The following is a 12,365-nucleotide window of genomic DNA, read 5'->3' on the forward strand; positions in this document are numbered from 1 at the left end:
CGAAACGGGAGCAAATCATGAGCAACGCTACGAAGCACGAGTTCAAGCGCGTCTGGTTCGTTACGGGCGCCTCACGCGGGTTAGGCGCACTGATCGCACAAGCGGCCCTGGCGGACGGAAATGCAGTGGTTGCGGCGGGACGCAACGTTCGGGCGATCATTGAGCGTCTCGGCGAATCATCTGCGCTGTTGCCGGTCGCGCTCGACGTAACTGACGAGGAGCAGGCCAAAAGAGCCGCGCAGGCAGCTTTGGCAAAGTTTGGCAGGATCGACGCGTTGGTCAACAACGCCGGCTTCGGACTGCTCGCAGCCGTAGAGGAATCGGCCGACGCAGACGTGCGTCGCATATACGACACCAACGTTTTTGGACTGCTCAATGTCACGCGTGCGGTGCTGCCAGTGATGCGGGGACAGCGCTCGGGCCATGTGATCAACGTGTCCTCGATCGGCGGCTATCGCTCGGCGGCGGGATTCGGGGTGTATTGCTCGACGAAATTCGCCGTCGAAGGCATTACGGAAGCGCTCCACGCGGAGTTGAAGCCACTCGGCATTCACGCGACCGTCGTTGAGCCCGGCTATTTCCGTACCGATTTCCTCGATGCGTCGTCGCTCGTCGTCGGCAAGGAGGTCATCGACGACTACGACGAGACGTCGGGCAACGTGCGTCGATTCGCTGAAGGAATGAATCACAATCAGCCGGGCGACCCGCAGAAGCTTGCGAAGGCCCTCGTCACGCTTGTCGATGTACCGAGACCGCCACTGCGTCTGCCGCTCGGAACCGACACGCTGAAGGCGATAGCCGAAAAGAACGCCTATGTGGCTACGGAAACTGAAACATGGAAGGCACTGTCGGCGTCAACCGATTTCTCAGACTGAGTTCTCTCGAGATGACGACCGTGTAGCGCGGTTGCGCTGCTGAGTAGTGCCCATTTTTGTCTCAATCCCGCCTGGATAAGGGGAGTTTGTGATGTCCATAAACGCTGAAGTGCGCCCGCACATCCCACCGTTCACCCTTGAATCGGCAATCGAGAAGGTTCGACTTGCGGAAGACGCTGGTAATTGGTTTCGCTCCTACGGAAACGAGAACTGGGAGTTTGGACCTGATGGTCTGATGCACCACCTGTATGCCTGTATCAACGACATGCCGATCAAGGCAAGCGATCGCAAGTTCCATTCGCCGCTGGGTCGCCGCCCCGACGATCACCCAGGTCTGAGCGAGCTGGGTCTTTGAAAAATTGCGCTGAGCACCGTCGTTGGTCGATACGATGAGCGAGATCAGGACGAGTTCCACCAGAATCGCGGATATCACCGGGATCATCGAAGGGATCGCCTTCCAGACCAAATTCGCGCGCGCCGTGCAAAGCCTTGTCCCGCCTGGCTCTGAGCAAACGCGCACTTTCTGACCCACCAGTTAACCCCCGCAACGCGATCATCACGCGCCGGACTGGACGGGACCGCGCAGGAATGAATTCTGCCTGATCGCTGCTCATCGACCCTGTTAGTTTTTGCGTTGATAGCGCCGCCATAGCCTCATGATTGCGATATAAGCCACTACAGCGACGACCAACCAAACCGTCAGCATCACCGGGACATAAACATCATCGGCTTCACGCAGGCCAAGGCCGTTGGCGATGCTCAACCACCTAAGCGCCTCACTCTCTGGCATCGGCCCATTCCGGCCAATGTAGCGCGCGGATAGAAGGAATAGGCCGATAAAGAGCGCGACCTTGAAAAGCCTACGGACAAGTGCGGCCGTCACTCGCTATTTCTCAATGTGGCTTTTTGCCGCGATAGCGCCGCCATAGCCTCATGATCACCACATAGGCAAGCGTCGCCACGATTAGATCAATAGTCACCCAGACCACGAAATACAAATCTTCGGGATCGCGGATGCCACGCCAGCGCGAAGCACGCCACCATACCACCGACTGGCTTTCAGGCATTGGCCGGGGGTACGTGTGGACATGCGGCACGGAAAGGCAGAACAGGCCGATGAACAGCGCGACCTCGAACAGCCTACGGACAAGTGCGGACATCATTCGCTATTTCTCAACGTTGCCTTTTGCCGCGACAGTGCCGCCATAGCCTCATGATCACCACATAGGCAAGCGTCGCCACAAGCAGATCAGCCAGCAGCATGACCGGGATGTATAAATCATCCGGGTCGCGAATGCCAAGCCGATTTGCAGCGTGTAACCACGCAAGCGCCTGCCTTTCCGGCATCGGTATAGGGTATGTGTGGACGTAGGGCACGGAAAGGCAGAACAGGCCGACAAATAGCGCCACCTTGAACAGCCTACGGACAAGTGTTGCCATACGTGATGACCTCAATTGTTCCGTAGGCGCGAAGCCCCGAATTGCCGGCAGGAATGGTCATGGTGTGCAGCAGCGCGTTACGGATTCTCAGAAAATCCGTGCGGCTCGGAAGCGTAATACAGCCGAGTGAAATACCTTCGCCGCCTGCCGGATGCAACCGGAATTGTCCGCGCTTGGCACCATCAATCCATGTCACGTCGTCAATGAGTCCATCATCCCGATACAGTGCGAACCATTCGCGATGAGGTACCGCACTCCCAATCGCTGAATTAACTGTGTCCTTTATCGAAGCCCAAGCTTGAGACCCGATACCGCCAGTGGGCCGGTCTACGATCCAGTATTTTCCGGCAGGGATCGGACCGTTACTTGGCACAGCCGTGCAGCCACCGCGATTGCGGTATTGATCGTTTCCAGAATACGCGTCGAACGTGCCGACACCGAAAATTGTGAGCGGTGAAAACTGCTCGTTGTTCACCAAAACTTACCCTGATAGGCCATTGTCACGCCCCCTTATCCGCGCTCATTCCACGAATCGGTGTATTTGATATTGCCATCAAGGTAATGCCACGTGATGCGGTCGTACATCATGGAGACCGCTTCAACGTGATTGAGTGCGGTTGCCTGCGCCAGCCTGGTATTAGCCATGCCGGGGTTGATGCCACACACTTTCACACCTTCGATCGTGATCACGAAATAGACTTCCTCTTTGCCTGCATCGTTGATGCGATACCACATGATCTCGGCGGACTGCAGCGTTTGCCCCTTCGCCACGGCCTTGTAAAGATAAGGCGTCGCCGCATCGAACTCCTTTTCGAACGCAATCGGCGAGTGCGCACGCGCGCCGGTGATTTTGCCGTTGGCCGCATCGACCGGCAAATTCACGCCGTGGCTGAAGCCGATAATTTCGATACTTCCCTCGCGATCCTGAACGGTTGACGAGCCTTTGATGTCTGCGCCGCCATCATCTTTCAGCCACATATGGGCAGGAATCGGCATCTTGAATTTTTCCTTGAATGGTCAAATGAGCGCTGCATGGTTACGACCTCATTTTTAATAAGGTATGCGCTACGAACGGACAATTTTTTACCCGGCTACGCAAACATTTGCAACGGGGATGCTATGCACTATCAATACCTTGACGTGATTTAACAAACATCGGAAGTGTGACTGCGATCTGATCGAGCGCAGCGCGCAGGCAAAAAAAGACCCGCGCGATGCGGGTCGGGTGGATGTCCTGCGATCCATTGATTGACCCCGCTTTCACGCCAGCGCACCGCCGCCACGCCGACCTTGATGGGTTTGGGGAACTTGCCTTGCGCGATCTTCAGATAGATCGTCGATCCGGTCAGGCCAATACGCTGCTCGACCTCGGCGCGGCGTAGCAGGCGCTCATTCATGCGCTGCGTGACCTCTTATCGCCGCGAGCCACCGGAAGGCTTGCCAGACCACGGCGATGCCCGCGCCACGAAAGAGTATGGCCTGGCCGAGCTCGACGAAATGCGTGGTGGGCGCGGCGAGCATGACGTTCTGCACGAACTGCGGCATGCTGCGCGCGAGCATGGCCATGAAAATGCCCATCGAAGTGGTGGCGAACAGGTGCAGCGCCGCGCAAGCGAGAAAGAGCGCGACCGATCCTTCAATCGGTACGTGCAGCGCGCCGCGCACGATGTAGGTGAGCGAGAGCGCCGCCGCGGCGACGGCGGCTCGTCCGACATGCGCGTGGCCGCGACGCAGCCGACTTATCGGAAGCATGCGAGTGAAAACCAATGCGCTCAATGAGTTGAGCGAGTCATAAGCCTGTTGTCCACAGGCTTGTGCCCAGCTTCTGTGGGTATCTTGAGTGGTTATCGAATCGCCTGCAGAGAAGGTCGAACGGGGCGTGAGGACATCGTTTCCGTCTCCTCAAAGTCACGCCGGCGGGGCCGTTCACGGAACTCGGGGCAGGCAGCCGCTAGCTCGGGCGGCTGCCGTTACGACAGAAGCGATCTGGATAACAGGCTCAGAAAAAACACGCAGCTTTAACCGCTGATAATGCCCAAAACGGAAGTTATCTGGTTAAATTCCCGGAAGCCAGTCGAGTTCGTCCACATATACCGTCGATGCTCGCGCGCGGCAATCTACCCGCTGTCCAATATAGGGATCGTCAAGACACATGGAGAATCTTCTCGTCGAAATCAGTCCGGGCAGATGGGCCTTCCTGCTGGATATGCTCACCGCGTTCTCGATTCATCTGGGCGCCGCTGCGGGCATACTGGTGATCGGATGGTGGGTCGCGCGCCGCGCTTCGATGTCGCTGAGCCGGCTCCTTGCGCGTCAGTCACGCATGGACGCCACGCTGCGACCGATCCTCTGCGACATCGGCCTGTGGGGCATTCGCATTGTCGCGATCGTCGGTGCGCTGTCGCAGTTAGGCATCCAGACGGCCAGCATCATTGCCGTGCTTGGCGCAGCCGGTCTTGCGGTCGGTCTCGCGCTGCAAGGCACGATGCAGAACATCGCGGCCGGCATCATGCTGCTAGTGTTGCGGCCGTTCAAGGTCGGCGAGTATATCGAGGGCGGAGCCGGCAGTGTCGCGGGCACGGTCGACGAAGTCAATCTGTTCACGACGCGTCTCACCAAACCCGACGGCATCTGCGAATACGTCCCGAACAGCGCGTTGTGGAGCAATTCGATCCGCAACTTCAGCCGTAATCCGATGCGCCGGCTCGATCTCGAAGTGGAGATCTCGATCGGTGACGATGTGGATCGCGCGATTGAGGCGCTGCGCACGCTCGCCGCTGCCGACCCGCGTGCGCTCCACGATCCCGCGCCGCAGGTGATGGTCATCCGCTTCGACGACAGCACCGCGGTGCTGAATATCCGCGTCTGGTCGAACACGGACATGTTCTGGACCATGCGCTGGGAACTCGCGCGCCGGGTGCGTCAAACACTGACCGACGCGCAATGTTCGCTGCCGTTGCGCACCCGTGAATTGCACATCGTGCCGAGCGCGACGGCCGCGTCGGTCACCGACGCAGCCGCCGGTCAGGCAGGGTCATCCGCGATCAGAAAACCGGAGCAGGGGGTGTAGCCCCCGGTTCTTCGATCCCGCGGCATAGCGATCGCAGTTGTTCTGCGTTCCTTGCCGCGACAAAGCCCTGCATGCAATGTCGTTCATCGTCTTTCCGATTCGCTCGCGACGAGCGGCGGTAGCGGGCAGTCGAGCGTGTCGCAAACGGCGCGGAGCAGCTCCGCTCCACGGACGGTGACCTGCTGGTTCGCCACGATGCAGCCCGCGCAGGCGGCGACAATCCGCTGCTTGATGGCCGGGATGGATTGATCGAGCGTTTGCAGGGCCGCGTCGAACCCGGCGAGGGTGCATTTCTCGCGGGGCGGCAAGCGGTGGGTGTGGTCGCCGCCAATGTAGCCGCGCATGCCGGTATCGAAAGCCCGGGCGGCCTGGTCGGGTTCCGGCTGGCCTTCCCAGGCCAACAGCGCTAACACCGTCGCCACCGGCTGCGCCAGTTTTTGCGGCGAACTGTGCATTGGACGCGTCTGACGCTGCGGCAGGAACTGGGCGTCGAGATGGCGATGCAGCACACAGCGGAGCGTGTACTCGAACAGGCTCAGCCGCTGGTCGGCGATCACTAGCATCTCGACCTGGGCGCGGAAAGCCCGGTGCTGGCGCGGCGACATCTGCCGCAGGGCTGGCAAGGTCAGGTCCAGCAGCGGCAACCGATGCGTGTCCGGCAGTACCTGGACAGGGACAACCAGCCGCAAGGCTTCCGCGAAGTCCTGGGGCTCAGCGTCGGCTTTCAGCTGGGTCAGCTGGAGTTCCCGCAGGTCCGCCCGCGGGTCCATGAGAAGAGCATAGACCAGGGCGCGAGCACTGAACGGCTCCTGTGCGGCGACCCGGAGCACCTCGGGCATGCTGTCGTGCAGCTCGTGGGCGTAGTCAATCACTTGTGGATCAATGTGGCCGACGCGGGACGCCGCATCGGCGGCGAAGCCCAATACCGGCACCGGCACCTGCGGCGGCCCCGGTAACGTGGGAACCCCGGCGAACGGCGGGACGCGGCTGGGGCGGGTGCCCTCGAGTTGTTCCCGATCGACATCGACCGGTCGCACTTCCGGGAACTGGCCGTCGAACTGGGGATGGAGCCGGCGGATGCGCTCGACGAGGGGCGGGTGGGTGGCCAGCAGTCCGGCGAGCCCCTCGCCGGCGAAAGCGTTGGCGAAAAACATGTGACCAGCCTCGGCGGCCCGGGGGGTGTCGATGCGCGACCCCTCGGCCAGCCCGCCGATCTTCTTGAGCGCCCCGCCAATCCCGTCGGGGTTGCGCGTGAATTGGACGGCGCTAGCGTCGGCCAGGTACTCGCGCTGCCGGGACACCGCTGCCATGATCAGCCGACCGAAGAACGCTCCCACCAGTCCCAGCACAAACACGCCCAGTCCTAGTAGCACCATGCCGCCGCGGGAATCCTGTCTTCCCGACGAGCGTGCGCGGGAAGCGAACATGAGGCTGCGGCCGATGATCGACAACGCCATGATCCCAAAGATCAGGCCGATCAGCCGGATGTTGAGCCGCATGTCGCCGTTGAGGATATGGCTGAACTCGTGCGCCACCACGCCCTGCAGCTCGTCACGGGTCAAGTAGTCGAGGCAGCCCTGGGAGACGGCGACCACAGCATCGCCCGGGGCGTAGCCGGCCGCGAAGGCATTGATGCCGGTCTCCGGCAGAACATATACGGGGGGCACCGGCACTCCCGCAGCGAGGGCCATCTCCTCGACGACGTTGAGCAGCCGCTTCTGCCGCGCGTCGGTGGTCGTGCCGGGCACCTCCTTACCGCCCAACATCAAGGCGACGGCCTGCCCGCCAGAAGCGAGCTGGGTCACCTTGAGCGCGCTGGCACCACCGACCAGGATGCCCACCGCCGGCGCCGCGAGCAGGAGCATGTCAGGTTGCCACCAGGACACTGGCTCGTGAGCGCCATACATGCTGAGCGCCACCAACAGACCGTACACGAGGGCGATCAGAATCAGGATCGCGAGGACGAAATAGACCACCAGCTGGAAGGTCTTGCGCCGTGCCGAATCCTGCTGCTGAAAGAAATTGGTGGCCATGGTCGGCGCGGTTTTGAGAGCGTGAAGCGCACGGAGCCGTGGCGGTTCCGTGTTACCCGAACGACACCTTGGGCGCTGCGCGCTCGGCCTCTGTGGTTTCGAGCAGTGACGCTTCCTTGAAACCAAACATGCCGGCCACCATGACGGCTGGGAAGACCTCGCGCTGGTTGTTGTAGTCGGTGGCGGCGTCGTTGAAGGCTTGCCTCGCGAAGCCGATCTTGTTCTCGGTCGAGCTCAGTTCCTCCTGCAGGGCGAGCATGTTCTGGTTGGCCTTGAGGTCCGGGTACGCTTCGGATAGCGCAAAGAGCCGGCCCAGAATGCCGCCGAGCTGGGCCTCGGCCTCGTTAAACCCCCTGATGGCCGCCGGGTCGCTGGGGTTGGCGGCGACTTTCTGCTCGGCTGCCATCGCGCTGTTGCGGGCCTTGATGACGGCGTCGAGCGTCTCCCTTTCGTGACCCATGTAGCCCTTGACCGCTTCGACTAAGTTCGGAATCAGCTCGTAGCGGCGTTTGAGCTGCACGTCGATTTGGGCGAAGGCGTTCGCGAAGCGGTTCCGGGCGACCACTAGCCCGTTGTAGATGCCCATGAGCCGGAGCGCGAGCAGTAGCCCGACGCCCAGCAGCACGAGCAGGGTGACGACGACGGGACTCATTGGCCGTGACCTCCGACGAGAGGACTGCTGGTTTGGACCATCGCGCGACTATGGAAACAGGATAAGTGAAATGACATTTAATTCAATCAATTCGTGAAACTGTTATAAGACAAAGGGTACGTATTAAGCGTGCTCCATCAATTGCCGGGTACTGGAGTAAAGAGGGCGCAGTCCGCGTGTGTGCGACGTTTTTTCGAAGACGCTTTTCCACGATGGCGATCTGTGCGGAGAGCGTCGTAATGACCGCGACGTTCGCGCGGACCTCGGGTGCAACGTCGTCGGCGAGATGCAGCTGGTCGACAGGACGCGATCGACGAGCGGCAACTCGTGCTGCCGTTTAAAACCGCCGTTGGAAGTGGTGACGCGTATTACCTCACCAGACCGGAAGATTCCGACCAAGCGGCGCAGGTGCCGGAACTCCGCACCTGCCTGGAAAGCAGGCTGCCAAAACTCACCTGGCCGGGTATCCAGTTCAAGACACTGAGCTAGCGCCTGAGCCTTCGGTCGACTCATTGAGACGATCAGGAAAGGGCGAACTTCGTTACGCAGAGCGGGAGCCTCCCGAGGGGTAGCTCGCCAGCAATGCAGAGCAGCGCTCGCGCAGGAAGGCATTCAACGCGCTGATCGTCGGTGTCAGTTGCGCACGGTGAGCACAAATCAAGTGCAGCGGCGAAGGCTCGCAATACGCCGGCGGAAACAACTCCACCAGTCGACCTGCCTTCAGATCGTCGATGAGGTCCAGTCGCGACTTGTAGACAAGGCCTTCCCCGGCTATCGCCCAGCGACGAACTGCATCGGCATCGTCGCTGATGCGATTACCCGTGACTGCCACTGTGCGTTCGCCGCCAGGCGGGGTAAAGCGCCAGATCCGAGACCCTGACCTGGTGGATACCCTGAATCGGCGACATTTTCAGAAATTGCGCTTGCGCCAAAATTCGACTTCCCGCATCTTGTCTAGACAAGACGAAACCGCGATTGGCGCGCTACCGTAATGAAGTTTTCGGCAATCCAAGGAGTGTGGACATGCAGGCGAAGTGCAGATGGTTGGTCAAGAGTTTGATCGGTGTCGCGTTTGGAGCGGCGGCGCTTGCGGGCAACACCGCCGAGGCGAAGGACTGGACGACAGTGACGATCGCCCTCGAAGGCGGCTACGCGCCCTGGAACATGACGCTGCCCGGCGGCAAGCTGGGCGGCTTCGAACCCGAACTCGCCGCTAACCTGTGCGCGCGGGCGCAACTCAAGTGCAATCTCGTGGCGCAGGACTGGGACGGCATGATTCCCGGCTTGCAAGCCGGAAAGTTCGATGTTCTGATGGATGCGATCTCGATCACGCCAGAGCGCGAGAAGATCATTGCCTTCTCGAAGCCGTATGCGTCCACGCCGGCGACCTTCGCGGTCACCGACACGAAGATCCTGCCGAAGGCAACCGACACCCCGGCGCCGCTGAAGCTCGACACCGACGCCAAGTCGAACGCGCCCGCCGTCCAGGCGCTGCGCACGGCGCTCAAGGGCAAGACCATCGGCATTCAGTCGGGCACGGTCTATACGCGCTTCATCAACGAGAACTTCAAGGATGTCGCGTCGATCCGCGTCTACAAGACCTCGCCGGAACGCGATCTCGATCTGTCCAATGGCCGCATCGACGCGTCGTTCGACGATGTGACGTACTACGCCGCAAATGCCGACAAGAAGGAAGCGGTGCCGACGGTGACGGCCGGCCCGAAGATCGGCGGCCTGATCTGGGGGCCGGGCGAAGGCCTCGCGTTCCGCAAGCAGGACGCGGACCTGAAGGCGAAGTTCGACGCGGCGATAACGTCGGCGATTACCGACGGGACCGTGAAGAAGCTTTCGGAGAAGTGGTTCAAGACCGATGTGACGCCCTGAGCGTCGCTCACAACGTGACCGCGCGCTTCGGCCTGATCCGGCTCGAAAGGCTGATGCCGCGCGGCTTGTTTCGCAGGCTTGGTGAGGTGGCTTGATGGCTCTTTTCGAAATGCTCGGCTTCGGGACCGATGGCTGGGGCGGCCTGCTCCTGCTCGGTGCGTTCATGACGGTGGTGCTGACGCTTGCGGCGCTCGCGATCGGCGCGGTATTCGGCGCGCTCGTCGCAGCGGCAAAGCTCTCGCGTTTTCGCACGGCGCGCGTGATCGGCGACTTCTACACGACCGTCTTCCGCGGCGTGCCGGAACTGCTTGTCATCTATCTGTTCTACTTTGGCGGCTCGACGCTGGTGTCCTCGATCGGGCAGTGGTTCGGTGCCGACGGCTTCATCGGCGTGCCGCCGTTCGTGATTGGCGCGTTCGCGGTGGGCATGATTTCCGGCGCGTATCAGACGGAGGTCTATCGCGCCGCCGTGCTAGCTGTCTCGCGCGGCGAACTCGAAGCTGCGCGCGCGATCGGCATGCCGACGCTCACTATGGCGCGCCGCATCCTGATTCCCCAGGTGCTGCGATTCGCACTGCCGGGTATCGGCAATGTGTGGCAGTTGAGCCTCAAGGACTCGGCGCTGATCTCGGTCACCGGTCTCGTCGAATTGCTGCGTGCCAGCCAGGTCGCGGCGGGATCGACACACCAGTACTTCCTGTTCTTCGTCGTTGGCGGAGCGCTCTATCTCGCGATGACGGGCGTTTCGAACCGTGTGTTCGGCCGGGCGGAGACGATCGTCGGCCGCTCCTTCAAGCGCAACTTCGCGCGCAACTGACGCAAGGGCGGCCTCATCATGCATATCGATTTCGATTTTCTTCTCGACACGACGCGCCAGCTCGTTGCCGCCGTGCCGACCACGCTGAGCCTCTTTTTCACCTCGCTCGTGCTCGGCGGCCTGCTTTCGCTCGTGATCGTCACGATGCGCGTCTCGCCGCACTGGCTGCCTAACCGCTTCGCGCGCGCCTATATTCTCGTGTTCCGCGGCTCGCCGCTGCTGATCCAGATGTTTCTCGTCTACTACGGGCTCGGACAGTTCGGCGTGATCCGCGAAAGCTTCCTGTGGCCCGTGCTGCGCGAGCCCTACGTGTGCGCCGTGCTCTCGCTCGCGCTGTGCACGGCGGGCTACACCGCCGAGATCATCCGCGGCGGCCTGATGGCCGTGCCGGTCGGGCAGATCGAGGCAGGTCATGCAATCGGCCTGTCGGGCTTCGCGCTGCTGCGCCGCGTGATCGGCCCCATCGCGTTGCGGCAGTGCCTGCCCGCCTATTCGACTGAAGCCGTGCTGCTCGTCAAGTCGACGGCGCTCGCAAGCCTTGTCACCGTCTGGGAAGTGACAGGTGTCGCGCAACAGATCATTCAGCAGACCTATCGCACGACGGAGGTGTTCACGTGCGCTGCGCTGATCTATCTATGCCTGAATTTCCTCGTGGTGCGCCTCATCGGCCTCGTCGAGCGGCGCCTCTCGCGCCATCTGCGCGCCGCGCCCACCGTCGTGCGCCGCCCCGCCACGCAACTCGAAACCCGCCGCGTCGCGTCTTGATCGGCCCATCTTTCCGGAGAATCGTATGAACGCAGTCGCACCGGTCGCCGCCCTGTCCGTGAGGAACATCCACAAGTCGTTCGGCGATCATCACGTGCTCAAGGGCATTTCGCTCGACGCCCACGAAGGCGACGTGATTTCGATCCTGGGTGCGAGCGGCTCGGGCAAGAGCACGTTCCTGCGCTGCCTGAACCTACTTGAGATGCCCGACGACGGCACCGTCGCGCTTGCCGGCGAAGCGCTGAAGATGAAGCGCCGCCGTGACGGCAAGCTGCAACCGGGCGACCGCCGCCAGGTGGACCGCGTGCGCTCGCAACTCGGCATGGTGTTCCAGAACTTCAACCTGTGGTCGCACATGACGGTGCTGCAGAACCTGATCGAAGGCCCGATGCGCGTGCAAAAGCGCAGCCGCGCCGAAGCGGTCGAGGAAGCCGAGGCGCTGCTCGCGAAGGTCGGCCTCGCCGACAAGCGCGGCCACTATCCCGCACATCTCTCGGGCGGCCAGCAGCAGCGCGTGGCAATCGCGCGCGCACTCGCGATGCATCCGAAGGTGATGCTGTTCGACGAGCCAACTTCGGCGCTCGATCCCGAACTCGTGGGCGAAGTGCTGCGCGTCATGCGCACGCTTGCCGACGAGGGCCGCACGATGCTCGTCGTCACGCACGAGATGGGCTTCGCGAAACACGTTTCCAATCGCGTGATGTTCCTGGATCAGGGCCAGGTCGATTCGGACGGCACGCCCGCGGAGGTATTCGGCGAACTGAAGTCGGAGCGCTTCCGCCAGTTCGTGTCGAGCCATCAGGACCGCAACGCACATTGATCCATCGTC

The 12,365-nt window shown here is 61.7% G+C and carries 15 protein-coding genes and 2 pseudogenes; 7 read left to right on the forward strand and 10 right to left on the reverse strand.

Annotated features, from left to right (window positions below):
- Positions 1-17: 17 nt before the first annotated feature.
- Positions 18-875 (forward strand): oxidoreductase, encoded by an 858-nt coding sequence (locus OKW35_RS13890; protein WP_429552319.1) that lies wholly within the window; start codon positions 18-20, stop codon positions 873-875.
- 91 nt (positions 876-966) lie between these two features.
- Positions 967-1,230, forward strand: coding sequence for a DUF1348 family protein (locus OKW35_RS13895; RefSeq protein WP_429552320.1), 264 nt, complete (start codon positions 967-969; stop codon positions 1,228-1,230).
- A gap of 267 nt (positions 1,231-1,497) precedes the next feature.
- On the opposite strand, the gene OKW35_RS13900 is transcribed toward OKW35_RS13895, so the two are convergent.
- The 7 genes and pseudogenes from OKW35_RS13900 to OKW35_RS13930 form a co-directional block, all read right to left on the reverse strand.
- Complete coding sequence (locus tag OKW35_RS13900) at positions 1,498-1,638, reverse strand: hypothetical protein (RefSeq protein ID WP_429354424.1); 141 nt, start codon at positions 1,636-1,638, stop codon at positions 1,498-1,500.
- 130 nt (positions 1,639-1,768) lie between these two features.
- Positions 1,769-2,035 (reverse strand): hypothetical protein, encoded by a 267-nt coding sequence (locus tag OKW35_RS13905; RefSeq protein ID WP_429355232.1) that lies wholly within the window; start codon positions 2,033-2,035, stop codon positions 1,769-1,771.
- A 13-nt stretch (positions 2,036-2,048) separates the two neighbouring features.
- On the reverse strand, positions 2,049-2,315 hold the full coding sequence (locus tag OKW35_RS13910; protein ID WP_184071891.1) for a hypothetical protein: 267 nt from the start codon (positions 2,313-2,315) through the stop codon (positions 2,049-2,051).
- Positions 2,296-2,813: pseudogene (locus tag OKW35_RS13915) on the reverse strand (DUF2778 domain-containing protein). The gene OKW35_RS13910 and the pseudogene OKW35_RS13915 overlap by 20 nt, the downstream one beginning before the upstream one ends.
- Positions 2,814-2,825: 12 nt before the next feature.
- Positions 2,826-3,311 (reverse strand): Hcp family type VI secretion system effector, encoded by a 486-nt coding sequence (locus OKW35_RS13920; protein ID WP_429402474.1) that lies wholly within the window; start codon positions 3,309-3,311, stop codon positions 2,826-2,828.
- A 149-nt stretch (positions 3,312-3,460) separates the two neighbouring features.
- On the reverse strand, positions 3,461-3,712 hold the full coding sequence (locus tag OKW35_RS13925; RefSeq protein WP_429552321.1) for a helix-turn-helix transcriptional regulator: 252 nt from the start codon (positions 3,710-3,712) through the stop codon (positions 3,461-3,463).
- Positions 3,705-4,028: pseudogene (locus tag OKW35_RS13930) on the reverse strand (hypothetical protein); the annotation flags it as partial. The pseudogene OKW35_RS13930 and the gene OKW35_RS13925, both read right to left, overlap by 8 nt.
- 439 nt (positions 4,029-4,467) lie before the next feature.
- On the opposite strand from OKW35_RS13930, the gene OKW35_RS13935 reads away from it, so the two are divergent.
- The gene (locus OKW35_RS13935; RefSeq protein WP_429552322.1) at positions 4,468-5,385 is read left to right on the forward strand and encodes a mechanosensitive ion channel family protein; all 918 of its coding nucleotides are present in this window, start codon (positions 4,468-4,470) and stop codon (positions 5,383-5,385) included.
- 83 nt (positions 5,386-5,468) lie between these two features.
- On the opposite strand, the gene OKW35_RS13940 is transcribed toward OKW35_RS13935, so the two are convergent.
- The 3 genes from OKW35_RS13940 to OKW35_RS13950 form a co-directional block, all read right to left on the reverse strand.
- A complete protein-coding gene (locus OKW35_RS13940; protein ID WP_429552323.1) occupies positions 5,469-7,418 on the reverse strand; it encodes a M48 family metallopeptidase in 1,950 nt (649 codons plus the stop codon).
- A gap of 52 nt (positions 7,419-7,470) precedes the next feature.
- On the reverse strand, positions 7,471-8,070 hold the full coding sequence (locus OKW35_RS13945; protein WP_184044562.1) for a LemA family protein: 600 nt from the start codon (positions 8,068-8,070) through the stop codon (positions 7,471-7,473).
- A gap of 541 nt (positions 8,071-8,611) precedes the next feature.
- A complete protein-coding gene (locus OKW35_RS13950; RefSeq protein WP_429355234.1) occupies positions 8,612-8,938 on the reverse strand; it encodes a LysR substrate-binding domain-containing protein in 327 nt (108 codons plus the stop codon).
- 155 nt (positions 8,939-9,093) lie between these two features.
- Here OKW35_RS13950 and OKW35_RS13955 point away from each other — a divergent pair, with 155 nt between their 5' ends.
- The 4 genes from OKW35_RS13955 (at position 9,094) to OKW35_RS13970 (ending at position 12,356) form a co-directional block, all read left to right on the forward strand.
- Positions 9,094-9,954, forward strand: coding sequence for a transporter substrate-binding domain-containing protein (locus tag OKW35_RS13955; protein ID WP_429552324.1), 861 nt, complete (start codon positions 9,094-9,096; stop codon positions 9,952-9,954).
- Between the two features lie 94 nt (positions 9,955-10,048).
- Positions 10,049-10,771: an ABC transporter permease gene (locus OKW35_RS13960; protein ID WP_018422333.1), complete on the forward strand. Its 723-nt coding sequence runs from the start codon at positions 10,049-10,051 to the stop codon at positions 10,769-10,771.
- 18 nt (positions 10,772-10,789) lie between these two features.
- Entirely contained in the window at positions 10,790-11,536 is a 747-nt protein-coding gene (locus OKW35_RS13965) for an ABC transporter permease (protein ID WP_184012210.1), read from the forward strand.
- A 25-nt stretch (positions 11,537-11,561) separates the two neighbouring features.
- Complete coding sequence (locus tag OKW35_RS13970) at positions 11,562-12,356, forward strand: ABC transporter ATP-binding protein (protein WP_184058645.1); 795 nt, start codon at positions 11,562-11,564, stop codon at positions 12,354-12,356.
- The last annotated feature ends 9 nt before the right edge of the window (positions 12,357-12,365 follow it).

It is taken from the genome of Paraburkholderia sp. MM5477-R1 (assembly GCF_050436385.1).
Classification (GTDB): domain Bacteria; phylum Pseudomonadota; class Gammaproteobacteria; order Burkholderiales; family Burkholderiaceae; genus Paraburkholderia; species Paraburkholderia tuberum.